This window comes from Brachybacterium sp. FME24 (assembly GCF_014897705.1).
Classification (GTDB): domain Bacteria; phylum Actinomycetota; class Actinomycetes; order Actinomycetales; family Dermabacteraceae; genus Brachybacterium.
In genome coordinates, this window is record NZ_JABUXV010000007.1 from 171,423 (window position 1) to 193,660 (window position 22,238).

The window sequence follows — 22,238 nt, forward strand, 5'->3', positions numbered from 1 at the left end:
GCTGGCAGCCCGTCCGCCCCGAGATCCCGGAGGATCCACATGGCCCGCATCCTCGTCGTCGAGGACTCCCCTGATGTGCATGCCCTGGTGGTCGAGACGCTGCGCGCCGAAGGCCACACCGTGCATGGGGTGCACGACGGGCTCGCCGCTCGCGCGGCCCTCGCGGACAAGGACGCGGCGCGTACGGCCGGGCCGGATCTCGTCGTGCTGGACCTGATGCTCCCCCACGTCGACGGCTCCGTGCTGCTCGCCGAGATCCGTCGCGACAGCGATCTGCCCGTGCTGGTGCTCTCCGCGAAGGATGCCGTGTTCACGAAGGTCGACATGCTGCGGCTCGGGGCCGACGACTACGTGACCAAGCCATTCGACCTCACCGAGCTCACCGCCCGCATCGAGGCCCTGCTGCGCCGCTCCTCACCAGCATCCGCTGTCCCGAGCGTGCTCCGCCATGGCGACCTCGAGCTCGACTCCGCCGCTGCACGGGTGCGCCTCGGCGGCGCCGACGTCGCGCTGACCAGCACCGAGCTGCGCATCCTGCAGCTTCTCCTGGAGCAGCCCGAGCAGGTGTTCTCCCGGCCGCGGATCTACCAGGGCGTGTGGGGCGAACCCTTCCTCGGCGACGACGCCGCGGTGAAGACCCACCTCTCCAATCTGCGCGCGAAGCTGCGTGAAGCCGCTCCTGACCACGACCCGATCGAAACGGTGTGGGGGCTCGGCTACCGACTGCGCGCCCTGCCGAGCGCCTGAGGCTCGGCGCGCCCGTCGGGCGCGATCTTCACGGATTCCTGACCTTCTCGCGCCGGGCCCTGACCTCCGCCCGACCTTCGCTCCGTACCGTCGAACCATCGCACGAGAGGAGCACCCATGAGCGAGGACGTCCTGATCACCCGGGATCTCACCAAGCGGTACGGCAGCCACGCCGCCGTGCAGTCGATGGACCTGCGGCTGCAGCGCGGCCGCATCTACGGACTGATCGGGCGCAACGGGGCCGGCAAGACCACCCTGATGCGCCTGGTCTCCGGGCTGAGCGTCCCCACCAGCGGGAGCATCGAACTGTTCGGTTCCGGGTCCGACTCGCCGCGCCAGCAGGATCTCGCCCGGATCGGCACCCTCATCGAATCCCCCAGCCTGCACGGCGGGATGACCGCCCGGCAGAACATGCACCTGCACCGGCTCATGCGAGGCGTTCCCGACGCCGCCGTCGAGCAGCGTCTGCTGGACCTGGTGGGCCTGGGCGACACCGGTCGCAAGCGGGTCAAGGACTTCTCGCTGGGCATGCGGCAGCGCCTGGGCATCGCCCTCGCGCTGATCGCGGATCCGGAGCTGTTGATCCTCGACGAACCGGTCAACGGCCTGGATCCGCTCGGGGTGATCGAGGTGCGACGCCTCGTGCGCGAGCTCGCGACCGAGCGGGGCATCACCGTGCTGATCTCCAGCCACAACCTGCCCGAGCTGTTCCAGACCGCGACCGATTACCTCATCGTCGAGGCCGGTGAGGTGAGATTGACCCTCCCCCTCGAGGAGCTGGAGGCGCAGACCCAGCAGTTCCTCGAGATCGCCGCCGCGGACACCGAGCGGCTGGTGACGGTGCTCGAGCGGGAGCTCCCGAAGGTTGATCTGCAGGTGATGCCCGATCGCACCGTGCGCCTGCCCCACCACGCCGATGAGGCCGAGCAGGTGCTGCGCACACTGATCGCCGCCGACGTCTGGCCCACCCGCCTGGCCCGCGAGGGCGAGAGCCTCGAATCCTTCTTCCTGTCCGTCATCGGAGGTGACCGGTCATGATCAACCAGCTTCGCGCGGACCTCTACGTCCTGCGCCACAGCCCCACCGCGTCGCTGTGCCTGCTCGTCGCCTCGGTGGCTGCGGCGCTCTACACCTGGCTGCAGCACAGCCTCATCGTCGATGAGCTCAGCGCCGCCTCGGCCAACGGCGTGCAGGGCCTCAGCGACATCCTGCTGGTCTCCCTGCTCGGGCCGCTCCTGTACGGAGTGGTCCTCTCCCAGCCGTTCGAGACGAGGTCCGTGCACAATGCGCTGCTGGCTTCCGGGCGCGGCGCGTTCGTCGCCTCCAAGGCCACGATCGCGGCGGTTCTGGTCACGGCGCTGTCCCTCCCTTACGGGGTGGCTGTGCTGATCGGCCGCGCCACCGGAGCGGAGTTCGCTCCGGCGATCCCGACGGCTTTCTCCCTGGCGCTCGCCGAGGGCGGCGACCTCACCGGCCAGGCTGCCGGGTCGATCGTCGCGCTCACGCTGACCAGCGCGGTCCTCACCGCGGCGAAGCTGGCGGTGTGCCTGCCGCTGGCGATCTGGCTGAAGCGCCCGTTGGTGGTCATGGCCGCCGGATTCGTGTGGTCCTTCCTCGCGGATCTGCTGGCGGGAGCCGCGGCCGACGTCGACGGCCTGGACGCCCTGGTGCGGCTCACCCCGTTCTCGGCCGAGCACCTGCCGGCTCCGGGGTCCACCGGTGGCGAGATGCTGTCGACGGTCGCGGTCTCGATCGTGTTCATCGCCCTGATGGGCGCGCTGTCCTGGCTGATCTTCCGTCGGGCCGACGTGAAGTGATCACGCGATCGCAGGGGTCGCAGCCGTAGGCTGAGCGGCGTCCGCCACCAGCCTCACCCCGGGAGCGCCGTGACCGTCCTCATCGCTCTCCTCGGCGCTCTCCTGCTGGTCACCGCCGGGTACCTGGTGGTCGTGCTGCGGCAGATCACCGCAGTGCGTCGGCAGCTGGAGCGGCAGCTGCACGAGGAGTCCCACCGTGCCGTGACGCTCTCGCTGGTGGTGCCGCAGCTGGAGGCGCTGGTGGCACGGGTCAACGACACGGTGCGGCAGTCGCAGGCGGCCTCCACCCGCACCCGTCAGGAGGAGCGCAGGATCCGCTCTTTCATCGCTGACATCTCCCACGACCTGCGCACCCCGCTCACCACGGTGCGCGGGTACCTGCAGCTGCTGGAGCGTACGGACCTCGACGAGAACCAGCGGATGCAACTCGCGGTGGCGCACCGGCAGGCCGAGGAACTCGGTTCCCTGGTCGACCGCCTCTACGAGTACGCGTACCTGCTCGAGGTGGAGCCGACCCTGGAGATCGAGCCGCTGGACGTCGGCGTGCTGGTCGGCGAATGCCTGCTGGGGATGACCACGGAGATCGAGCGCGCGGGATTGGACGTCGAGGTCGAGCCGCCGACGGGCCTGGTGATCGGGACCGATCGGGAGAAGCTGACCCGGATCGTGCAGAATCTCGCCCGAAACGCCGTCCAGCACGGCCGTGACCTGCTCGAGGTCGAGGTGGAGCAGGGGAAGGAGACCGTCGAGATCCGCTTCACCAACGGGCTTGCGCCGGGCGCGGAGATCGATGCCGCGCGCCTCTTCGACCGCTTCTACACGACGGATCGCTCGCGCACCGGTCGCACCAGCGGGCTGGGCCTGGCGATCGTGCAGGTGCTGACCACCCAACTGGGAGGGAGCGTCGGGGCGCGGCAGGACCACGACGCCGGCACCGTGCAGATCTGGGTACGGATCCCGAGCTTCACCACTGCTTCGCGGGCTCAGTGACCGCATCTTCGTCGACGAGAGGTTCGCCGCATGCAGCCCCACCCATCTCCCACTCCCCTGGTGCTCATGGCCGGTCCCATCGCCGCCGGGAAGAGCGCCGTCTCTCGCCGGCTTGCCCAGGAGCTGCGCGCGTCCGGGCAGCAGGCGGCGCTGGTCGAGCTCGATGCGATCGCCGACATGGCCCGGCCGACGCTGCCTGACTGGGCGCACGCGCACGGCATCTTCGCCGCAGTGACCGGTCAGTGGCTGGTCGCCGGCCTCGATGTGGTGATCGCCGAGTCCGTCAGCGACCGCGCCGAGCTAGCGATGGTGCTCCAGAACGTTCCCGCGGGAACGGATGTCCTCACCGTCGTGGTCACCTGCCCGTTCGAGACCGCGCTCGAGAGGGCTTCGGCCGATCCGACGCGCGGCATCTCCCGCGATCCGGGTTTCCTGCGCGGGGTGCATGAGCGATGGGTCGACGAGATGCCTCTGATCAGCGCCGATCTCGTGCTCGATACCGCGACGACGGATCTCGCGGAGAGCGTGCGGCGGATCCGTGCTGCGCTGGGGACGCGGTCAGGCGCGCACTGACCGGACCGGCCGAGCGCCGTCACCAGCCGTCGGCGCCCGCCGCGCGGGATCACAGAGCGGTCAGTACCGCTGCGACCGCGACGAGGACGGCAGCGGCGCCGAGGTAGATCACCGTGCGGGAGACTCCGCGACTTTTTCTGGACGTCACGTTCGCGAAGTACAGGAAGATCAGGGCCGCAAGCATCAGGACGCTGGCCCCGATGAAAAGAATCATGGTGAGGGCGCTCATGAGGGTCCTCCGTCGTGAGAGAGCTGGGACATAATCCACGGTCCTTTCGCTCATCAAGGCGGTGATGCGGCTTCCCGTTTCTGCCGCGGAGGGTCTTCGAGTTTACCTTCCCTCTGTCGCCCTCTCCTCGAAAAGCGCTGGCCCCTGATGCTGCGTCCCCTCACCATGCTTCCCATGCGCACCACCGATGAGCTCATCGCCGACGCCGCCATGGCCGACGTGGACGGCTGGGGCTTCGGCCATCTCGAGGGCCGCGCCACCGAGGAGCGACCGTCGTGGGGGTATCTGGGGCTGCTCGCGGACTCCGTGGCCAGGGCGAGCGTCGCGGTCGACCTCGACACCGGCGGCGGCGAGGTGCTCGCCCAGTGCCCGCGCCTTGCCGCCCAGCAGCACGTCACCGAGGGGTGGCCACCGAACGTGGCGAAGGCGCGGGAGCTGCTGGGTCCGCTCGGGGTCGAGGTCCATGAGGTCGGGCCCGGAGCGCCGATCCCGCTGGCCGACGACGAGGCAGATCTGGTCACCGCACGGCATCCGGTGCGACCGGACTGGACGGAGATCGCCCGCGTGCTCACGTCGGGCGGGGAGTACCTCGCTCAGCATGTCGGCCCGGCCTCGGCCTTCGAGCTGATCGAGCACTTCGTCGGCGAGACCACCGCGCAGCAGCGGCGCGGCCGCCATCCGGACGATGAGGTCGCCGCGGCGGAGGCCGCCGGTCTCACCGTCATCGAGCTGCGCACGGCGCGGCTGCGGATGGAGTTCTATGACGTCGGCGCCGTGGCGTGGATCCTGCGCAAATGCGTGTGGTGGGTGCCGGGCTTCGACGTGGATCGCTATCGGGAGCGTCTGCTCGCGATGGACGAGATCATCCGGCGCGACGGTGCCTTCGTCGCCCACTCGACGCGGCACCTGATCCGGGCGCGGCGCTGACCGCACCCGGACCGGCGCCACCGGTCACTGGGCGCCGACGACCCGGTGCGGGACGTACGGAGCCTCGAGCGCGGTCAACTCCTGCTCGGTCAGCTCGAGGTCGAGCGCCCCCAGGGCGGCGTCGAGGTGACCGGTCCTGGTGGCACCGATGATCGGGGCGACCACGGGATCCTTGGCCAGCAGCCAGGCCAGCGCCACATGAACCCGCTCCACGCCGCGCTGCTCGGCGATGGCCGCGACCTGCTCCACTATCGCCCGGTCGGTGTCCTCGGTGGAGTCGTACTTCGAGATCGCGGTCTTGTCGGTGCGTGCGCGCTCGGTGTCGGCGTTCCAGTCGCGGGTCAATCGCCCGGCGGCGAGCGGGCTGTACGGCGTGGAGGCGATGCCGGTCGCGCGCAGCAGCGGCATCATCTCGCGCTCCTCCTCGCGGTAGAGGAGGTTGTAGTGGTTCTGCATGGAGACGAACTTCGTCCAGCCGTTGACCTCGGCGACATGCTGGGCCTGCAGGAACTGCCAGGCGAACATCGCCGAGGCACCGATGTACCGGACCTTCCCGGAGCGCACCACGTCGTCCAGCGCGCGCATGGTCTCCTCGATCGGGACGGAGTAGTCCCATCGATGGATGATGTACAGGTCGATGTAGTCGGTACCCAGGCGGCGCAGGCTGTTCTCGACCTCCGACAGGATCGCCTTGCGGGAGAGTCCGGCACCGTTGGGCCCCTCATGCATGCGCCCATGCACCTTCGTGGCCAGCACGATCTCCTCGCGGTTCGCGTAGTCCACCAGGGCCTTGCCGAGGATCTCCTCGCTGCGGCCGATCGAGTAGACGTTCGCGGTGTCGAAGAAATTGATGCCCCGATCGAGAGCATGCTTGATGACCGGACGGGAGGCGTCCTCGTCGAGGACCCACGGGTGGATCCATCTCTCGCGGTCCCCGAAACCCATCGCGCCCACGCACAGCCGCGAGACGTCCAGTCCGGTGCTGCCCAGCTTCACGTACTCCATGAGGTACTCCTTCTCCAGCGTGATCCGAGGCATCGTCGCTCGTCATCACGACCATGCTCGCATCAAGAACAGACGCGAGGGAGGCTCTGCCAGGTCCTCCCTCACCGATCCGGAGCTGACCTGACTTGCCCGTCACAGACGGCGCGCTCTCAGCGGTTGAGGTTCCGCCGCAGCATCCGGATCCCCCGGCTGAGCAGTGGGAAGCCCACCACGAGGATGACCCACCAGAGGTTCATGCCCATGTTGTAGGCGATGACGGCGAAGATGACGAGGCCGACGAGCGAGGTCAGCAGCCCGATCAGCTGGGCGGCCATCGACTTCCCCGTGGCGCCGCTCGAGCCGTCCTCTGATCCGTTCTCACCACCGAAGCCCGCGGCCCAGCCGGACTCCGCATCGTCACGCCCACGAGCCTGGCCGTCTCCGTCACCCCGGCCGAACTCGGGTGCCTGATGGTGGAACGGATCCGTCGAGGAGCCGCTGCCAGCATCCACGCTCGTGCCACCTGCTGGTGACGACTGCGCACTGGAGGGGTCCCTGCCGAAGTCGGAAGACCATCCGCCGTTCGATGTCCCGTTTCCGGCCGGCTCCCCTGCCGTGCCGAACGCACCGGACCTCCCCAGGTCGGAAGCTCCCTGCTGGCCGCCGCGATCCTTGCCGCCCAGCCATGACGGGTCCCCACCCGGTCCGTGATCGTTGTTCCCCCATGGAGTGTTCATGCGTCCACGATAGGTGCAGGAGCCCGCTCAGGGACCGACGGCCGTACCTCACAACTCCTCGCCAGGGCCCCGACCAGTCCATATGATGCTTTCATCATGCCGCTATCTCATACCCAGCGCCCGCTCTACGAGGTGAAGGCGAACCTGTTCAAGGGCCTCGCCCATCCGTTGCGCATCCGCATCCTGGAACTGCTCGCGGCCTCCGCAGAAGTCAGCGTCGGCGATCTCCAGCGAGAGACCGAGTTGGAGGCCTCCCACCTCTCCCAGCACCTGTCCGTCCTGCGACGCCACCACCTGGTGATCTCCGAGCGTCGGGCGAGCCACGTCTACTACCGCCTCGCCGACCCTCGCACCGCGGAGCTGCTCGCCGTGGCCCGCGCGCTGCTGCTGGGCATCCTCGCCACGGACGGCGATCGACTCAGCGACGCCCAGGAGCTCCCGGCGCTGCCCGGAGCAGGTCGATGACGTCCCCCGCCCGGATCCCCCCGATCCCCTCATCGCCCGACGGCGCGTCCGACGCCTCTCCCGCGACCTCCACCCGCCTGCGCGCATCCCTGCGCCGCGCCGCGACGCTGCTTCCCTCGCCGGCCGACTACCGCACCCTCCGCCGCACCTGGAAGGGGGACCTGCTGGCTGGCGTCACGGTGGGAATCGTGGCTCTCCCGCTCGCCCTCGGCTTCGGGGTCAGCTCCGGACTCACCGCCGAGCAGGGCCTGGTCACCGCGATCATCGCGGGGGTGCTCGCCGCCGTCTTCGGTGGATCGAACGTCCAGGTCTCCGGCCCCACCGGCGCGATGGTCGTGGTGCTCGTCCCGATCGTCGCGACCTACGGCGTCGCGGCCGTCGCGACCGTGACCCTGCTGGCCGGACTGCTGGTGCTGGCCGCCGGTGTGCTGCGCCTGGGCCGCGTCGTCGGGGTGATCCCCTGGCCCGTCATCGAAGGGTTCACCCTCGGGATCGCCTGCATCATCTTCCTGCAGCAGATCCCCCTGGTGACCTCGCCGGTCCAGGCCGCCCCCGGGGAGCACAGCTCGAACGCCCTGGTCGCGGCCTTCCAAGCCCTCACTGCGGCCGATCCCGGGTACCTGCTCCTGGCGCTCGGTGCGGTCGCCGTGGTCGTGGCGTGCATGCTGATCGCTCCGCAGATCCACCCCTCGATCCCGGGCTCCCTCATCGGCATCGCCGTGGTGACCGTGCTGTGCGCCATCCTGCCCAGTTCGCTCGCGCGGATCGGGACGATCCCCGCGACTCTGCCGCCCCCGTCCCTGCCTTCCCTGGACCCCGCGCTGCTCCAGGTGCTGCTCCCCGCCGCCGCGACGGTCGCGGCCCTGGCGGCCATCGAATCTCTGCTCTCGGCACGGGTGGCAGCCGGACTCGCCGACACCGGGGTGTACGACCCGGACCGGGAGCTCGTGGGCCAGGGTGTCGCCTCGATCGGCGCCTCCCTGTTCGGCGGCATGCCCGCCACCGGCGCGATCGCCCGCACGTCGGTGAACGTGCGCGCCGGTGCTCGGAGCCGCTTGGCCTCGGTGGTGCATGCGCTCGTGCTGCTCGCCGTGGTCTACGTGGCCGCCGGCCCGGTGGGCGCGATCCCGCTGGCCGCGCTCGCGGGCGTGCTGTTCATGACCGCGGCGCGCATGATCCACCTGGCCACGGTGCGCACGATCCTCCGCTCGACCCGAGCGGATTCCCTCACCTTCGCCGTCACAGCCCTGATCACGGTGTCCTTCGACCTCATCGCGGCCGTGCTGATCGGCGTGACGCTCGCGGCGGTCTTCGCCCTGCGCGGCATCTCCCGCTCCAGCGGGGTCACCCTCGAGCCGATCCGCGCCGCACAGCCCGAGGTAGGCGATGAGGAGATCCTCGCGGTGCGCTTCGACGGCCAGCTGTTCTTCGTCTCCGCGGAACGGGTCTTCGACACCGTGATGGCGGTGGGACCCGTGAGCGTGGTGATCCTGCGGATGTCCGCCCTCGAGGCGGTGGACGCCTCCGGCGCGAAGATCCTCTCGGAGCTCGTGCGCGGTCTCGAGCGTCGCGGGATCACCGTGCTCCTCAAGGGTGTGCAGGCCGACCATTCCGAGCTGTTCCGCAAGGTCGGGGTGCTGCGGGCGCTGCGCCACCACAAACACCTGTTCGTGGAGTTCGACGACGCCCTCGAGCATGCCCGCTCGCATGTGCGGCGGGACCGCGCCGCCCGGCGGACGGCGGCGCAGGAGGCACCGGCCGCCGACGGGCCGTCGGCTCACGCCACGACCAGCTGATCCCCACCACCTGATCCCCTCGACCCCGGAGCGGGCCCCGGGGCCGAGGGCCAGCGACCCGGCCAGTCGACCAGCGGGGCTGCTCAGTCGTCGGAGACGGTGACCGTGACCTCGATGTTGCCGCGGGTGGCGTTGGAGTACGGGCACACCTGGTGGGCGGTGTCGGCGAGCTCCTGCGCCTGCTCCTGCGGCAGGTTGGGGATGACGACCTCGAGCTCGACGGCCAGCTGGAAGCCGCCCTTGTCGTCCGGCCCGATGTGGACGCGTGCGCCGACGGTCGAATCGGTGACGTCGGCCTTCGCCTTGCCGGCCACCAGGGTCAGCGCCGAGTGGAAGCAGGCGGCGTAGCCGGCGGCGAACAGCTGCTCGGGGTTCGCGCCCTTGCCGGAGCCGCCCATCGCCGTCGGAGTCGCCATGTCGAGATCGACGGCGCCCTCGACGGTGCGCACGTGGCCGTCGCGTCCCGATCCGGTGGACAGGGATTCTGCGGTGTAGAGCGTCTTCATGAAGTCTCCTTCGCTGGTGCCGACGGGGGTCGGCGAATGGTCCCGGCGGGCGTGCCGGGGGGCTGGGGCGGAACGACGTCGCGGATCGACCGGGTGAGCTCCTGCAGCGTGGAGATCAGCGTGCGCGCCTCCTCGATGCTGCCGAGCCCGGTGCCCTCGGCGATGCAGGCGGGCACATGGGAGAGCTGGTCACGCAGGTCCTCGCCGTGCTCGGTGAGGGACACGGTGACCACGCGCTCGTCGGGTCCGCCGCGGCGGCGCGCGACCACTCCGGCGTTCTCCATGCGTCGCAGCATCGGCGAGAGGGTGCCGGAGTCCAACTGGAGCACCTCTCCCAGCGCCGACACCGTCTGCTCCCCCTCGGACCACATCACGACCAGCACGAGGTACTGGCCGTAGGTGAGCCCCCAGGGGTCGAGCAGTACCCGATAGGCCTGGGTGGTGGCGCGCGAGGCCGCGTAGAGGGCGAAGCACACCATCTCGTCGGTCGTCGTCATGGGCTCATGCTCCCACTGGATTAGGTTGTGCGCAACCTACTTGTGCACAATCCTTTTCCGAAGGAAGCCCGGCCTGCAGGGATCAAGCCACGCGACTCTGCTCCCGGTGACGGCGATGCAGCTCGGCCCGAGTGCTCCAGCCGCTGAACAGCCCGGCCCCGGGCTCCAGATGGCGACCGGAGGCGAGCGCACCGAGCTTGACCCCGTCGTAGCCCATCCGGTTCAACAGCGCACCGACCACGTCGGCCGCGCGGGAGTCGTCCGAGGCCACCGCGATCGCCCGTCGCTGCGGGTCGCCGGACTCCCGGCCGAGGTCCTCGACGTCGTGGTAGCCGATGTGGTTCAGGGCCTTCACGACTCGGGACCCGACGAGGTGGGCGTCGAGCAGCTCGCTCGTGGAGAGCTCGCCGTGGACATCACCGATCACGGCGCGGGCAGCGGCCACGGCGGCGGCGTCGGCCTCGCCCCAGGGGTTGGTGGCGTCGATGACGATCGCGCCGCGCAACACCTCCGGATCGATCCCGAGCGCCACGTGGAGTGGCACCGTGATCGCCACGACGTCGCACGTCGCACCCAGGTCCGCGACGTCCACACGCAGCGCGCCGGGGAGCTTCGCGGCGACCGCTGCGGCTGCAGCACGGCCGGCCACGTGGACCTCGAGCCCGGAGCGCAGGGCGGTGCGGGCCAGGGCCGTGCCGATCTTGCCGGGGCCGAGGATTCCCAGGCGCGGGGCCGTCAGCGCGCGCGGCGCCGGCTCGTCGGGGACCGCTCGCCGATCGATGTGCGACCGTCCCAGGATCCCCCGCGACGCCCGGGCGGCCTCCCCGGCCGGCTCCGCGGCGCTCCACGCGGTCCGCTCGCCCCGGGCGAGAGCCGTCTCCAGGATCTCCCGGGCCAGGGCGTCGTTGCGACGGTGGCACGGTGCGTTGGTCCGGGGGCGGGCGAAGGCACCGATCGGCAGTTCGGAGGTCCAGGGACCCACCGCCCACAGGGTCTCGTGCGCGACGCCGTCGGGCCCGATCACCCGGTACCGGGCATCGACCTCGAGCTTGCCGGCCGCCGCAGCGGACTCGCGGCCCACCGCATCCGCCCCTGCGGCGACCAGGTCCCGCAGCACGGGATTGGTGGATTCCGTGAGGGAGGGTTCGGGCAGGAAGGCGTCGACCAGGGCGGTGGCGGCGATCTGCGCACCGGCGCCGCCGTGCGCCACGAAGCGCCCCGTGGCATCGTCCGCGGTGACGCGGGTGCGCGGGCCCAGGAAGTGCACGACGCCTGCGCGTTCGAGGGCGAGCAGCTGGTGGAGACGGTGCGGGGGCGGGCCGGAGTCCACGAAGCTGAACAACGAGTGCCACCAGTGCGGGTAGTCGCCGCGTGAGGACTCCCGCAGCCGGGTGGCGGGCAGCTGGTCCACGAGGACGCCGTGCAGTCGCAGCAGCAACTGGAACAGCGCCCGGGCGGAGTCGGCACCGCCCCGGGTGCGGGAGCGCAGATCGTGCTCGATATGGCGCACCACGGCGTCGCGGGTGACCTGCGCCGGGGCGTCCCCTTCGAGCCAGGACAGAGGGTCGTCGAGCCAGGCCAGGGGCTCCTCGCCGGGCTGGGCGCGCGGGGCATCGGGCACCCAGCGAGCCACCTCAGCGGCTATCAGGGGCACCACGTCGGCCCGGAAATCGAGGCGCCCTTGCACATCCTCCCGCTCCCGGAGGTTCTCAGCGGTGACGTGCACGAGATCACCGGGGCCGGCGGGGTCGCCCTCCGCGCGCACCTTCGAGTGGTACGGCACGCCGCGGCGCGAGCCGACCCAGAGCCGGGGTTCGCGACCGGAGGGCCGGTAGTCGAGACGATCCGGGTCCCCGGGCAGCGGGGCGGGCTCGAACTCTCCGCCGCGCCCCTCGGTGAGCAGCGCCATGAGGTCGATGAAGCCCAGGCCCATGCCGCGCACGATCGTCTCCTGACCGGCAGCGAGCAGGTCGAGGTGGGCATCACCGGCCTGCGAGGGCGCCAAGTAGGCACCGCCGTGGCGACGGGCGAACGCCGCCAGCTCGTGCCGTGCGGCCGACGGGCGCGAGTCGGTGTGGCCGGCGGCGATCACGAGCAGGTCGGCATGCAGCGGATCGCGCTCCTCGAGCTCGACGCTCCAGCTCGCGGGACGGTCGCCGGACGACGACGCTGACGCTCCCGACGACGGCGCCGCCGCGGACTCCGCGTCACTCACATGCCCGGGCCCGCCCACATCCCCGGATCGACGCACGGCGGTCGCGGTGGTGCGATGGACCGTGACGGTGACGGTGGCCGGCAGGGTCGCGAGCACCTGACCGAAGAACCACTCGAGGTACAGCGCCTGCACCCGACGACTGGCGAAGCTCGTGGCCTCCAGGGCGTGGATCTCCGCGAGGCGAGCAGTGCCTGCGGTGGGCGCGGCGATGGTGCCGCGGCGGATCCCGTCGGCCCATTGCGCCAGCGACGGCCCGGCGACCACCGGGCCCTCGCACTGCACGGTGTCGTCGGTGAAGATCGACACGTCGGCAGCGCGCGAGTTCATCAGCAGCAGCGGGCTCTCGGTGGCGCGCCAGATGCGCCCGGCGCCCGGCATGTGCGGATCCACGATGTCCACGTGCAGTGGGGCCCGCTCGAGGCGCGCGGCCTGCACGGGCTCAGCAGCGCTGGCGCCGAGCCGTTCGAGCAGGCCGATCGCCCGCGGCCCGCCACCGACGATCACCAGTCGCGTGGCGGTGGTACTGATCCAGGGGTTCATCCGGGTGGATCCCTTCCGAGGTGGTTCTGTGTCGCACTGTGACGACCCATAGTCGCCGCCTTGCACATCCATTAGATTGGCTTATACCGTCTGGCGGTGCAAGCCCTGTCCGCCCCCGCGTTCATGCACCGTCACGGAAGGCACCGCCATGACCCCCTCCGCCGTCTCCACCGAGACCGCACGCCACGCGCCCTCGGCAGCTGCTGCCGCCGGGACCGCTCCGGCGACGGGAGCCACCGCGATGTCGTGCCCACCTGCGCCGCCCCACCACGAGGACCTCTCCCAGCTGCGGGTCGTGCCGGCAAAGCATCCGGGCCGCGTGGTGCTCGCGATCGTCGTCGGCCTGCTGCTCGCCGCCGTCGCGTTCTCCTTCGCCACCAACCCGCGCCGGGAGTGGGGCGTGGTCGCCCAGTGGTTCTTCGCGGAGACGATCATCCGTGGTCTGCTGGAGACCCTGAAGCTCACCGTGCTGGCCGGCGCGGTCGGCTTCGGGCTGGGTCTCCTCCTCGCCCTCATGCGCCTCTCCCCGTCCGGCTTGATCTCCGGCGTGAGCTGGACGTTCTCCTGGGTCTTCCGCTCGACCCCGCTGCTCGTCCAGCTGCTGCTCTGGTACAACCTGGGCTACCTCTATGAGCGCGTCACTCTCGGCATCCCGCTGACCGACGTCACCTTCTTCGATGCCCGCACCAGTGACCTGATGACCCCGATGCTCGCGGCGGTGCTGGGTCTGGGCCTGCACCAGGCCGCCTACGCGGCCGAATTGATCCGCGGCGGCATCCTCTCTGTGGACCAGGGTCAATTGGAGGCGGCGAGCGCGCTCGGCATCCCGGCCCGTGACCGCTCGCTGCGGATCGTGTTGCCCCAGGCGATGCGGGCGATCCTGCCCACTGCCTTCAACGAGATCATCGGCCTGGTCAAGGGCACCTCGATCGTCTACGTGCTGGCCCATGCGGAATTGTTCTTCACGATCCAGCTCATCTATGGACGCACCCAGCAGGTGCTGCCGATGCTGCTGGTCGCCACGCTCTGGTACGTGGTGATCACCTCCGTGCTGTCCGTCGGGCAGTACTACATCGAGCGCCACTACTCCAAGGGCGCGGTGCGAAACCTGCCGCCGACGCCGCTCCAGAGCCTGCGCGCCCGCCTCACCCGGCACCGCGCCCAGCCGACGGGAGCCCTCGCATGACGCTCCTGGACCGTCTTCGCTCCCTCGGCACCCGTGACGGCGCCCCACGCGGCACCGAGCATCACCTCACCCCGCACCTCGGCACGGATTCCGAGCCAGGATTCCGACTCTCCGCCGCAGTCTCCACCCCGGACTCCATCCCGGAGCGCCCCGCCGCCGCGGGAGCTGCGACGGCGCGGGGCGGGCTGGTCGAGATCCGCGGGGTCCACAAGTCCTTCGGGGACCTCGAGGTGCTGCGCGGCATCGACCTGACGATCACCCCCGGCTCGGTCACCGCGATCCTCGGCCCCTCCGGCTCCGGCAAGTCGACGCTGCTGCGCACGATCAACCACCTCGAGCCCGTGAACCAGGGACTGATCAGCCTGGACGGTGAGGTGATCGGCTACCGCCGTGAGGGGAACCTGCTGCACGAGCTGCCCGAGCGCGAGGTGCTCCACCAGCGCACGGCGATCGGCATGGTGTTCCAGAGTTTCAACCTGTTCGCCCATATGACGGCGCTGCAGAACGTCACCGAGGCGCCGCGACGCGCCCTCGGAATGCCACGGCGCGCCGCCGAGATCCGGGCCCGGGAGCTGCTCGCGCTGGTGGGCCTGCAGGACAAGGCCGACGTCTACCCGCGCCAGCTCTCCGGCGGGCAGCAGCAGCGGGTGGCGATCGCCCGGGCGCTGGCCCTGGAGCCGAAGGTACTGCTGTTCGACGAGCCCACCAGCGCTTTGGACCCGGAACTGGTCGAGGAGGTGCTCGCCGTGATCAGGTCGCTCGCCCAAGCGGGCACGACCCTCGTGATCGTCACCCACGAGATCTCCTTCGCCCGCGACGTGGCCGACGCCGTCGTATTCATGGATCGCGGCCTGATCGTCGAGCAGGGCCCGCCGGCCCAGGTCATCGACCATCCCGCCCAGGAACGCACCCGTTCCTTCCTGCAGCGCGTACGCACCGGCGAGGAGGCGCCGCCGCTCGATGGCGACCGCTCCCCCTCCGCTGCCGACCGCTCCCCTCTGCCCCGCTCCCCTTCCAAGGACCACTGATGACCCCACGCCCTCTCTCCCGCCGCACCCTCGCGGCCTCCGGCCTGCTGCTACCTCTCGGACTGCTCGCGGCCTGCGCCGATCCGGAACCCGCGGCCACCGGCGGCGCATCCGCCAGTGGTGCCGGTGCCTCCGACGGGGGTGGCGCAGGCGGCGCCGCCCTCGACACCTCCGGCACCCAGGAGCTGATCCGTGCCGCCGCCGACGAGGAGGTCGCCACCCTGCTGCCGCCGGAGATCGCAGAATCCGGCGTTCTGCGGGTGGGCATCAACGGCGCCAGCGCCGCCCCGCTGTCGTTCCTGGCCGACGACAACCAGACATACATCGGCTCCGAGATCGACATCGCCCGCATCGTGGCCGACAAGCTCGGACTCGACTTCGAGCTGAAGCTGACCACCTGGGAGAACTGGCCGCTCAAGCTGGAGGCCGGGGAGTTCGACGTGGTGCACGCCAATATCGGCATCAACGCCGAGCGGCTGCAGAAGTTCGACTTCGCCTCGTACCGCGCGGCGTACATGTCGTTCCTGGTCGCCAAGGGCGCCGACTTCCAGCTCGAGGACGCCGAGTCGCTCAGCGGTCGCCTCATCGCCGTGAGCGCTGCCACCAATCAGGAGCGCATCCTGACCGAGTGGAACGCGCAGTTGGAGTCCGCGGGGAAGGAACCCGCGGTGCTCAAGCACTACTCGAGCGACGCCGACACCCTGCTGGCCCTCGGCTCCGGCCGCATCGACGGCTACCTCTCACCGTACGCGTCGCTGTCCTTCGTCACCGCGCGTCGTGACGACCTCGAGCTGCAGGGCAAGATCAACGCCGGCTGGCCGGACGAGACCCTGGTCGCGGGAACCTTCCCGGCCGGCACCGGCCTGGTCGAGGCGTACGCGGCCGCGCTGAACGCCCTGATCGCGGACGGCACCTACACCCAGGTGCTCGAGCGCTGGCAGCTGACCGAAGAGGCCCTTCCCGCATCCCGCGCCCATACCCAGGAGAACCCGTGAGCACCATGACCGACCATCCCTCCATCGCGGCGCGCGCTGACGCCCCGGGAGCCCCGCAGAATCCGCCGTGCGGCCTGCCTGTGCTCGCGGTCGATCTGGTCACCGATCCCGCTCTGCTCGGTGGCCTCGCGGACCTTGCGCGCGGCCTCGACAAGGCCGGCGTCGGCGCCCTCACGCTCAGCGACGGCGGATTGCACCCGATCCAGGTGGCTGCCCACCTGGCCCCGCTCACCCGTGCCATTGCGCTGCTGCCGCGCACCGATGCGGTGTACGTGGAGCCGTTCCACCTGGCCACGCAGCTGATGAGCCTGGACCACATCTCGCACGGCCGGGCCGGCTGGCTGCTGACCGCCGAGACCGATCCGGCGGTGCCGGCGACCGTCGGCCGCACCACGCTCGACCTCGCCGCGACCTCCCGCGAGGCTGCGGACGTGCTCGAGGCGTCCCGTCTGGTGTGGGACTCCTGGGCCGAGGACGCCGTGGTGCGTGACACCGTAAGCGGTGTGTATGTCGACGCCTCGCGCCTGCAGTACGCCGATTTCGAGGGCGAGACCTTCTCGGTGCGCGGTCCCGCGATCACTCCCCGTTCACCGCAGGGACTGATTCCGGTGCTGCTCGCCGATACGGATCGCGCCGCCGCCGGCGAGCGCGTGGCCGCCGAGCTGGCCGATGGCCGCGTGCTGGACCTCGACGTCTCCACCGGTACCCACCTCGAGGCTGCCTCCGACGCCCTGGCGACGGCCCTGGCCGGCGAGCAGGGGCCCGTCGTGCGCCTGGTGCGCCTGGTGGGCCTGGACCTCGAGGCTGATCCGCTCGGCACCGTCACGCAGCTGGCCGCCGCCCTGCGCGATCGGGGCCTGATCGCTGCGGCCCCGGACGCCGGGCAGAGCCTGCGCGAGCAGATGGGGCTGCCCGCTGCGGCCCACAGCAACGATCCCGCGCGCCGCTCCGACCGCGCCCGCCTCACGAGCAAGGACCTCGCATGAGCACCGCCACGCCTGTGACCGGCACGAACGCCCATCCCATTCACCCCGCGCACACCCCCACCGGGCAGCTGTCCTTCGGAGCGTTCTTCCAGGGGGTGAACTCCTCGACGATCTGGCGCCTGCCCGACAGCGGCGACCAGGTGGCCTGGGAGTCCTTCGAGGCGCTGATCCGCACCGCCGAGCGCGGGAAGTTCGCCGCGTTCTTCCTGGGTGAAGGTCTGCGACTGCGCGAGCACCGCGGCGTGCCCTTCGAGCTCGACGTGGCGGGCCGCCCCGACGCCCAGACCCTGCTGGCGGCTCTGGCGGCGATCACGGAGAAGATCGGCCTGGTCGCCACGCAGAACACCACCTACAACGATCCCGTGGACCTGGCCCGCCGGCTGCAGACCCTCGACCTGCTCTCCGAGGGCCGCGCCGGGTGGAACATCGTGACCACCGACAACGCCTGGACCGGGGAGAACTTCCGCCGCGGCGGCTACCTCGACCACGCCGACCGGTACACCCACGCCGAGGCGTTCGTGGAGATCGCCCAGCAGTACTGGCGCGGAGAGTCCATCTCACACGACGGCGCCCACTACTCGGTGCGCGCCCAGGGCGACCTGCCGCGCTCCGCACAGGGCCAGCCGGTGCTGTTCCAAGCCGGCGCTTCCCCCGCCGGTCAGGACTTCGCCGCCCGCACGGCCGACGTCATCTTCTCCCCGCACGGCACCCTCGAGGCGGCGGTCGAGTTCCGCCGCAGCATCGCCGAGCGCACCGTGGCCGCCGGCCGCGACGCGAACAGCGTGAAGATCCTGCCGGGCGCGGAGGTCGTGCTCGCCGCCACCGAGGAGGAGGCCGACGAGAAGGTGCGCTGGGTGCGCGACCTGCAGGTCGGGCCCGAACAGGCGATCGCGCTGCTCGAGCAGTACTGGGGCCGGGACCTGTCTGCCTTCGACCCCGAGGGCCCCTTGCCCGACGTCGAGCCGGAGGTGGTCGAGTCCGGGGTGACCCGCGGAGCCGGATTCCAGTTCGCCCAGGCGCAGGACCTCACGCGGCAGTGGCGGGAGGAGGCCGCGCAGAAGGGGCAGTCGATCCTCGAGTTCGCCCGTGTGAAGGCCGGATCCCGTCGCGGCACCTTCACCGGCAGCTACGACGCCGTCGCCGATCGTCTGACCGAGTTCGCGCGGCTCGGAGCGATCGATGGCCTCAACATCACGCCATGGCTGATCCCCTCGGGCCTGGACGACATCGTCGACCATCTGATCCCGCGGCTCCAGGAGCGCGGCGTGTACCCGGCCGACTACGCCGGGTCGACGCTGCGGGAGAACCTGGGGCTGGGGCCGCGCTGATCCGCTTCGTCGAGGCCGTCCTCATACTCCTCGCGGGCCCGCAGCACCGCTGGCAAGTTCTCCGCAGACCACAGCAGCAGCGCGTCGATCAGTGATTGCAGGGTCGATCCGAGGTCCGTGATCCGGTACTCCACCGCGATCGGCCTCGTGCTCTGCACGTCCCTCGCGACCATCCCGTTCCGCTCCAGGCGGCGCAGGGTGGTCGTGAGGGACTTCTGCGCCAGATCGGGAATCGACCGTCGCAGCTCGTTGAATCGGTGCGGATGCTCGCAGAGGCGATCCAGTACGTGCAGGGACCACTTGTCCAGGACCTGGTCGAGCAGTTCGCGCTGCTCCGGGGAGATCTGGACCGGGCTCCGCTCCGCATCGACCGTGGTGGATCGGATTCCCGGGGAGCGCGCGGGACGCTGTGATCCGGGGGCAATGGATTCGACCATGACACCTAGTTTCGTTGACGTGCCTTTCCAGCACCAGGTAGACATCGCGTACCGCGTTCACCGACCTGGAGGTACCCCATGCCTGTCCACCTGACCACGCCCGACGGCATGTTCCAGCCCGTCCCCTACCACCATGTCTCCATCGCGACCGGTACCCGCCACGTCCACGTCGCCGGCCAGATCAATCGAGACGACATCGCGACCGTCGTGGCTCCGGGTGACCTCGCAGGCCAGCTGGCCCATGCACTGCGCAACACCTCGCGCGGGCTGGCCGGAGCTGGTGCCACCTTCCTCGACGTCGTCCGACTGCGCTTCTTCGTCGCCAAGTGGCAGCCCGAGATGATGGAACCGTTCATGGACGGACTCCACCGCGTCACCGAGGAGCTGGGGATCCCGCAGCCGCTTCCCCCGTTGTCCGTGATCGGTGTGGACTACCTGTTCGAACCCGACGTGATGGTGGAGGTCGAGGCCTACGCGATCCTCGACTGAGGACTCCTCGCGCCCTGGGTGTGACAGGATCGCGGGACCGGACCGAGCGGTGTGCCCCAACCCATAAGCAGGGCTTGCCACCCGCGCCTACCATGGTCGGTATGGATCCTCGTCGCCTGCTCATCTTCCGCACTGTGGTGCGCAACGGCTCGATCGGTGCCGGCGCGCGCGAGCTGGGATGGACCCAGCCCGCTGTCTCCCAGCACCTCGCGGCCCTGGAGAAGGAGGTCGGCACCCAGCTGCTGCTGCGTTCCTCCTCCGGGATCACGCCGACGGAGGCCGGGGGCCGGCTGGCGTCGCACGCCGAGGCGATCGCGGCCCAGCTCCACGCCGCTGAGGAAGAGCTGGCCGACATCACGGCGCTGCGCCGCGGGACGGTGAAGTTCGGGACCTTCCCGTCGGCCGCCGCCGTGCTCCTGCCGCCGGTGCTGGCGAGCCTGGCGCTGACGGCCCCGGATCTCGAGATCACCTTCTCCGAGCTCGAGCCGCCGGATGCGATCCCGGCGGTGCGCGAGGGCGAGCTCGACCTCGCCCTGGTGTTCCGCTACCCCTGCAGCGACATCGACGACGAAGGCACCCTGGAGTGGACCCCGCTGGTGGAGGACCGCGTGATGGCGGTGCTGCCGCGTGATCATCCCCGGGTCGACGATCCGGACCTGAGCCTCGGCGATCTCTCCGAGGACCCCTGGATCGCCGGCTGCGAGCGCTGTCGGGCGAACCTCCTCAGCAGTGCCCGCCGGGCCGGCTTCGTGCCCAAGGTGCGCCACTCGACCGACGACTCGATCGTGGTGCAGCGCCTGATCGTCCACGGAGGGGGCGTCGCCCTGATGCCGGAGACCGCCCTGGAGGCCGCGCCCCCGGGAGACGGCGTCGTGGTGCGCGAGCTGGCGGACCTCGACAATCGCATGATCGGCCTGATCAACCGGCGCGGCGCCCTGTCCATCCCGGCGGTGGGTGCGCTGCGTGACGCGCTGTCGGCGGAGACCAACAAGCGGCTGTCCACCGCGGCGATGATCTGAGCAGGTCGGCGAGCAGCAGCATCAGACCACACCCTCGTTCACCCCGCCCGATCCGCGCCCGCGGCGCCGCACAGCCGGCACCGCCCCGATCCTCGACCGCCCGCCCAGCGAGGACCCCTATTCTGGATCCATGACCGGCCCTGATACCCCCAGTCCTGCGACCTCGGCTCGTGGCCGCACGCCGCTGAGGGCCTGGCTGCGCCCCGCCCTGCTGCTCGGGGGCGGTCTGCTCGTGACCGTCGTCCTGGTGCTCGCCGATCAACTGATCGGGGCCGGGGCCGTCCTGCTGTTCTCACTGTTCATGGCGTACTGGACCAGCCCACTGCACGCCGGGCTGCACACTCCCCTGGCCACCGCCCTCGACCGGCGCGGAGACGACGTCGTGATCGTGCTGTGGGCGCCGGGCAGCCCTCTGTCCGCGCGACTGCAGACCGCGATCCGCAGTCCTCGGGAGGACGTGGTGTGGGTGAACGTCTATCAGGATCCTGCGGCCCAGCAGTTCCTCGCCGGACACGGCGGTGCGGACGCCGTGCCCCTGGTGATCGTCGGCGAGGACACCGCGCCTGCGGCCACGGCGGTGCAGCTGCTGGACATGCAGGCCGCCGGGAAGGCGCGCGCGGCGCAGCAGGACTGAGCAACCGCGCTCCGCGATCACAACGGGGCGCCCGGATCCCGGGACCGCTGGTCAGGCGCCCGGAATCTCGCCGATCGCGACAGTCCACTCCCGCGCGACGCGATGGATGATGACGGCTTCGCGCCGGAACGGGTCGCCGTCGAGCTTGGCCAGCGCATCCTCCTCGGAATCGGCCGTGACGATCAGCAGCCCACCGGGTCCGCCTCCGAGCGGGCCGGACAGCAGCAAGGTGCCCTCACGGTGCAGCTCGTCGAGGTGCGCACGATGCTCGGGACGGAAGGTCGCGACCCGATCGGCGTCGTCGGTATAGGTGTATTGGACGGCGAAGATGGCCACGGTCTCTCCCGGATGCTCGAGGGTGCGGGCCGGCGCCAGCCGTCGGATCCGCAGGTCTGTCCCACATCGTGCCGTATGACGGACGATCGACGGAGCGCGTTCCACGAACCACACTCTTTACTTTTCCGGATTTCCGGATATTCTGATTCCGCATCGCGTCACCGACGAGCGCGATCGCAGAGGAGGAACCCATGGGATCGCAGCCCTCGACCGCTGCCCTGCTCGCGCAGCTCGAAGCGCTCGAAGCACGTGTGCGCGACCTGGAGACCGCGGCGGCCGACGCGACCTCGTCGCCCCCCTCCGATACCGAGGCGCCGTCGACCAGCGCGACGTCATCAGCTCCTGCTGGCCCCCCGACCACCTCGACCCCATCTGACCCGTTCTGGGCGTTGACCTCGCTCAAGGAGCAGGTGGGCGACCCCGGCGCCGTCCTGTTCGCCGGTTCGGTCGAGGTGGGCCTCGGCCATGTCGAGTACCAGTGGGCCCGCCCCACCGAATACTTGCTGGCCACGGACTGGGCCGACCGTGCGGAATCCGTCGCGGCCCTCGGCCACCCTCTGCGGCTGGCGATCCTGCGCCGGCTCCTGGACGGCGAGCACACCGTCGCCCAGATCGTCGACGAGCTCGAACTCGGCTCGACCGGCGTCGCCTACCACCACCTCTCCGCCCTGCAGACCGGCGGCTGGGTGACCTCCCCGCGCCGCGGCAGCTGGTCGATTCCTGCGTCTCGCGTGATCCCTCTGCTCACCATCGTCACCGCTCTCGAGGACAGCTGAC

The 22,238-nt window shown here is 70.6% G+C and carries 25 protein-coding genes; 17 read left to right on the top strand and 8 right to left on the bottom strand.

Translation table 11 applies throughout. The features are described from left to right. Positions 1 to 39: 39 nt before the first annotated feature. The 5 genes from INT51_RS09900 (at position 40) to INT51_RS09920 (ending at position 4,127) form a co-directional block, all read left to right on the top strand. Positions 40 to 747, top strand: coding sequence for a response regulator transcription factor (locus INT51_RS09900; RefSeq protein ID WP_193105133.1), 708 nt, complete (start codon positions 40 to 42; stop codon positions 745 to 747). A 117-nt stretch (positions 748 to 864) separates the two neighbouring features. Then, positions 865 to 1,785: an ABC transporter ATP-binding protein gene (locus INT51_RS09905; RefSeq protein ID WP_193105134.1), complete on the top strand. Its 921-nt coding sequence runs from the start codon at positions 865 to 867 to the stop codon at positions 1,783 to 1,785. Further along, positions 1,782 to 2,564: a hypothetical protein gene (locus INT51_RS09910; protein WP_193105135.1), complete on the top strand. Its 783-nt coding sequence runs from the start codon at positions 1,782 to 1,784 to the stop codon at positions 2,562 to 2,564. Before INT51_RS09905 ends, INT51_RS09910 begins: the two co-directional genes overlap by 4 nt. Before the next feature lie 69 nt (positions 2,565 to 2,633). Then, positions 2,634 to 3,554, top strand: a complete 921-nt coding sequence (locus INT51_RS09915; RefSeq protein WP_193105136.1) for a HAMP domain-containing sensor histidine kinase — start codon at positions 2,634 to 2,636, stop codon at positions 3,552 to 3,554. A gap of 30 nt (positions 3,555 to 3,584) precedes the next feature. After that, complete coding sequence (locus tag INT51_RS09920; protein WP_193105137.1) at positions 3,585 to 4,127, top strand: AAA family ATPase; 543 nt, start codon at positions 3,585 to 3,587, stop codon at positions 4,125 to 4,127. Between the two features lie 49 nt (positions 4,128 to 4,176). On the opposite strand, the gene INT51_RS09925 is transcribed toward INT51_RS09920, so the two are convergent. Continuing rightward, positions 4,177 to 4,356: a hypothetical protein gene (locus INT51_RS09925; protein WP_193105138.1), complete on the bottom strand. Its 180-nt coding sequence runs from the start codon at positions 4,354 to 4,356 to the stop codon at positions 4,177 to 4,179. 174 nt (positions 4,357 to 4,530) lie between these two features. Here INT51_RS09925 and INT51_RS09930 point away from each other — a divergent pair, with 174 nt between their 5' ends. After that, the gene (locus INT51_RS09930) at positions 4,531 to 5,283 is read left to right on the top strand and encodes an SAM-dependent methyltransferase (protein WP_193105139.1); all 753 of its coding nucleotides are present in this window, start codon (positions 4,531 to 4,533) and stop codon (positions 5,281 to 5,283) included. Between the two features lie 24 nt (positions 5,284 to 5,307). On the opposite strand, the gene INT51_RS09935 is transcribed toward INT51_RS09930, so the two are convergent. Continuing rightward, entirely contained in the window at positions 5,308 to 6,288 is a 981-nt protein-coding gene (locus INT51_RS09935) for an aldo/keto reductase (RefSeq protein WP_193105214.1), read from the bottom strand. 149 nt (positions 6,289 to 6,437) lie between these two features. Beyond that, the gene (locus INT51_RS09940) at positions 6,438 to 7,004 is read right to left on the bottom strand and encodes a hypothetical protein (RefSeq protein ID WP_193105140.1); all 567 of its coding nucleotides are present in this window, start codon (positions 7,002 to 7,004) and stop codon (positions 6,438 to 6,440) included. Between the two features lie 96 nt (positions 7,005 to 7,100). On the opposite strand from INT51_RS09940, the gene INT51_RS09945 reads away from it, so the two are divergent. Next, complete coding sequence (locus INT51_RS09945; RefSeq protein WP_193105141.1) at positions 7,101 to 7,469, top strand: helix-turn-helix transcriptional regulator; 369 nt, start codon at positions 7,101 to 7,103, stop codon at positions 7,467 to 7,469. Beyond that, positions 7,466 to 9,265 (top strand): SulP family inorganic anion transporter, encoded by a 1,800-nt coding sequence (locus INT51_RS09950; RefSeq protein WP_193105142.1) that lies wholly within the window; start codon positions 7,466 to 7,468, stop codon positions 9,263 to 9,265. The genes INT51_RS09945 and INT51_RS09950 overlap by 4 nt, the downstream gene beginning before the upstream one ends. Before the next feature lie 83 nt (positions 9,266 to 9,348). Here the strand turns inward: INT51_RS09950 and INT51_RS09955 are convergent, their stop codons facing one another. The 3 genes from INT51_RS09955 to INT51_RS09965 form a co-directional block, all read right to left on the bottom strand. Next, positions 9,349 to 9,771: an organic hydroperoxide resistance protein gene (locus tag INT51_RS09955; RefSeq protein ID WP_193105143.1), complete on the bottom strand. Its 423-nt coding sequence runs from the start codon at positions 9,769 to 9,771 to the stop codon at positions 9,349 to 9,351. Next, on the bottom strand, positions 9,768 to 10,268 hold the full coding sequence (locus tag INT51_RS09960; protein ID WP_193105144.1) for a MarR family winged helix-turn-helix transcriptional regulator: 501 nt from the start codon (positions 10,266 to 10,268) through the stop codon (positions 9,768 to 9,770). The genes INT51_RS09955 and INT51_RS09960 overlap by 4 nt, the downstream gene beginning before the upstream one ends. A gap of 82 nt (positions 10,269 to 10,350) precedes the next feature. Continuing rightward, positions 10,351 to 13,023, bottom strand: a complete 2,673-nt coding sequence (locus INT51_RS09965; RefSeq protein ID WP_193105145.1) for an FAD/NAD(P)-binding protein — start codon at positions 13,021 to 13,023, stop codon at positions 10,351 to 10,353. A 148-nt stretch (positions 13,024 to 13,171) separates the two neighbouring features. Here INT51_RS09965 and INT51_RS09970 point away from each other — a divergent pair, with 148 nt between their 5' ends. Genes INT51_RS09970 through INT51_RS09990 form a run of 5 tightly spaced genes read left to right on the top strand, consistent with a single transcriptional unit; the run spans position 13,172 to position 18,546 of the window. Next, positions 13,172 to 14,209, top strand: coding sequence for an amino acid ABC transporter permease (locus tag INT51_RS09970; RefSeq protein WP_193105146.1), 1,038 nt, complete (start codon positions 13,172 to 13,174; stop codon positions 14,207 to 14,209). Next, positions 14,206 to 15,237: an amino acid ABC transporter ATP-binding protein gene (locus tag INT51_RS09975; RefSeq protein ID WP_370540799.1), complete on the top strand. Its 1,032-nt coding sequence runs from the start codon at positions 14,206 to 14,208 to the stop codon at positions 15,235 to 15,237. The genes INT51_RS09970 and INT51_RS09975 overlap by 4 nt, the downstream gene beginning before the upstream one ends. Further along, the gene (locus tag INT51_RS09980) at positions 15,237 to 16,232 is read left to right on the top strand and encodes a transporter substrate-binding domain-containing protein (RefSeq protein WP_193105147.1); all 996 of its coding nucleotides are present in this window, start codon (positions 15,237 to 15,239) and stop codon (positions 16,230 to 16,232) included. The genes INT51_RS09975 and INT51_RS09980 overlap by 1 nt, the downstream gene beginning before the upstream one ends. A gap of 5 nt (positions 16,233 to 16,237) precedes the next feature. After that, positions 16,238 to 17,218 carry an LLM class flavin-dependent oxidoreductase gene (locus INT51_RS09985; RefSeq protein ID WP_193105216.1) on the top strand — a complete coding sequence of 327 codons (981 nt, stop codon included), beginning with the start codon at positions 16,238 to 16,240 and terminating at the stop codon, positions 17,216 to 17,218. Then, complete coding sequence (locus tag INT51_RS09990; protein WP_193105148.1) at positions 17,215 to 18,546, top strand: LLM class flavin-dependent oxidoreductase; 1,332 nt, start codon at positions 17,215 to 17,217, stop codon at positions 18,544 to 18,546. Before INT51_RS09985 ends, INT51_RS09990 begins: the two co-directional genes overlap by 4 nt. On the opposite strand, the gene INT51_RS09995 is transcribed toward INT51_RS09990, so the two are convergent. Continuing rightward, positions 18,498 to 18,983, bottom strand: coding sequence for a helix-turn-helix domain-containing protein (locus INT51_RS09995; RefSeq protein WP_193105149.1), 486 nt, complete (start codon positions 18,981 to 18,983; stop codon positions 18,498 to 18,500). The genes INT51_RS09990 and INT51_RS09995 overlap by 49 nt on opposite strands. Positions 18,984 to 19,061: 78 nt before the next feature. Here INT51_RS09995 and INT51_RS10000 point away from each other — a divergent pair, with 78 nt between their 5' ends. The 3 genes from INT51_RS10000 (at position 19,062) to INT51_RS10010 (ending at position 21,125) form a co-directional block, all read left to right on the top strand. Further along, positions 19,062 to 19,472 carry a Rid family hydrolase gene (locus INT51_RS10000; protein ID WP_193105150.1) on the top strand — a complete coding sequence of 137 codons (411 nt, stop codon included), beginning with the start codon at positions 19,062 to 19,064 and terminating at the stop codon, positions 19,470 to 19,472. Positions 19,473 to 19,573: 101 nt separating this feature from the next. Beyond that, positions 19,574 to 20,491, top strand: a complete 918-nt coding sequence (locus tag INT51_RS10005) for a LysR family transcriptional regulator (RefSeq protein WP_193105151.1) — start codon at positions 19,574 to 19,576, stop codon at positions 20,489 to 20,491. A 130-nt stretch (positions 20,492 to 20,621) separates the two neighbouring features. Then, the gene (locus tag INT51_RS10010; RefSeq protein WP_226832195.1) at positions 20,622 to 21,125 is read left to right on the top strand and encodes a hypothetical protein; all 504 of its coding nucleotides are present in this window, start codon (positions 20,622 to 20,624) and stop codon (positions 21,123 to 21,125) included. 51 nt (positions 21,126 to 21,176) lie between these two features. Here the strand turns inward: INT51_RS10010 and INT51_RS10015 are convergent, their stop codons facing one another. Beyond that, the gene (locus INT51_RS10015) at positions 21,177 to 21,461 is read right to left on the bottom strand and encodes a YciI family protein (protein WP_193105152.1); all 285 of its coding nucleotides are present in this window, start codon (positions 21,459 to 21,461) and stop codon (positions 21,177 to 21,179) included. A 191-nt stretch (positions 21,462 to 21,652) separates the two neighbouring features. On the opposite strand from INT51_RS10015, the gene INT51_RS10020 reads away from it, so the two are divergent. Continuing rightward, positions 21,653 to 22,237 carry a helix-turn-helix domain-containing protein gene (locus INT51_RS10020; protein ID WP_193105153.1) on the top strand — a complete coding sequence of 195 codons (585 nt, stop codon included), beginning with the start codon at positions 21,653 to 21,655 and terminating at the stop codon, positions 22,235 to 22,237. Position 22,238: the final 1 nt, after the last annotated feature.

Excerpts from the sequence above, each read along its gene's own strand:
- INT51_RS09900 (WP_193105133.1), top strand. The coding sequence starts at position 40 with ATGGCCCGCATCCTCGTCGTCGAGGACTCCCCTGATGTGCATGCCCTG.
- INT51_RS09905 (WP_193105134.1), top strand. The coding sequence starts at position 865 with ATGAGCGAGGACGTCCTGATCACCCGGGATCTCACCAAGCGGTACGGC.
- INT51_RS09910 (WP_193105135.1), top strand. The coding sequence starts at position 1,782 with ATGATCAACCAGCTTCGCGCGGACCTCTACGTCCTGCGCCACAGCCCC.
- INT51_RS09920 (WP_193105137.1), top strand. The coding sequence starts at position 3,585 with ATGCAGCCCCACCCATCTCCCACTCCCCTGGTGCTCATGGCCGGTCCC.
- INT51_RS09925 (WP_193105138.1), bottom strand. The coding sequence starts at position 4,356 with ATGAGCGCCCTCACCATGATTCTTTTCATCGGGGCCAGCGTCCTGATG.
- INT51_RS09930 (WP_193105139.1), top strand. The coding sequence starts at position 4,531 with ATGCGCACCACCGATGAGCTCATCGCCGACGCCGCCATGGCCGACGTG.
- INT51_RS09935 (WP_193105214.1), bottom strand. The coding sequence starts at position 6,288 with ATGGAGTACGTGAAGCTGGGCAGCACCGGACTGGACGTCTCGCGGCTG.
- INT51_RS09940 (WP_193105140.1), bottom strand. The coding sequence starts at position 7,004 with ATGAACACTCCATGGGGGAACAACGATCACGGACCGGGTGGGGACCCG.
- INT51_RS09945 (WP_193105141.1), top strand. The coding sequence starts at position 7,101 with ATGCCGCTATCTCATACCCAGCGCCCGCTCTACGAGGTGAAGGCGAAC.
- INT51_RS09950 (WP_193105142.1), top strand. The coding sequence starts at position 7,466 with ATGACGTCCCCCGCCCGGATCCCCCCGATCCCCTCATCGCCCGACGGC.
- INT51_RS09955 (WP_193105143.1), bottom strand. The coding sequence starts at position 9,771 with ATGAAGACGCTCTACACCGCAGAATCCCTGTCCACCGGATCGGGACGC.
- INT51_RS09960 (WP_193105144.1), bottom strand. The coding sequence starts at position 10,268 with ATGACGACGACCGACGAGATGGTGTGCTTCGCCCTCTACGCGGCCTCG.
- INT51_RS09965 (WP_193105145.1), bottom strand. The coding sequence starts at position 13,023 with ATGAACCCCTGGATCAGTACCACCGCCACGCGACTGGTGATCGTCGGT.
- INT51_RS09970 (WP_193105146.1), top strand. The coding sequence starts at position 13,172 with ATGACCCCCTCCGCCGTCTCCACCGAGACCGCACGCCACGCGCCCTCG.
- INT51_RS09975 (WP_370540799.1), top strand. The coding sequence starts at position 14,206 with ATGACGCTCCTGGACCGTCTTCGCTCCCTCGGCACCCGTGACGGCGCC.
- INT51_RS09980 (WP_193105147.1), top strand. The coding sequence starts at position 15,237 with ATGACCCCACGCCCTCTCTCCCGCCGCACCCTCGCGGCCTCCGGCCTG.
- INT51_RS09985 (WP_193105216.1), top strand. The coding sequence starts at position 16,238 with ATGACCGACCATCCCTCCATCGCGGCGCGCGCTGACGCCCCGGGAGCC.
- INT51_RS09990 (WP_193105148.1), top strand. The coding sequence starts at position 17,215 with ATGAGCACCGCCACGCCTGTGACCGGCACGAACGCCCATCCCATTCAC.
- INT51_RS09995 (WP_193105149.1), bottom strand. The coding sequence starts at position 18,983 with ATGGTCGAATCCATTGCCCCCGGATCACAGCGTCCCGCGCGCTCCCCG.
- INT51_RS10000 (WP_193105150.1), top strand. The coding sequence starts at position 19,062 with ATGCCTGTCCACCTGACCACGCCCGACGGCATGTTCCAGCCCGTCCCC.
- INT51_RS10005 (WP_193105151.1), top strand. The coding sequence starts at position 19,574 with ATGGATCCTCGTCGCCTGCTCATCTTCCGCACTGTGGTGCGCAACGGC.
- INT51_RS10010 (WP_226832195.1), top strand. The coding sequence starts at position 20,622 with ATGACCGGCCCTGATACCCCCAGTCCTGCGACCTCGGCTCGTGGCCGC.
- INT51_RS10020 (WP_193105153.1), top strand. The coding sequence starts at position 21,653 with ATGGGATCGCAGCCCTCGACCGCTGCCCTGCTCGCGCAGCTCGAAGCG.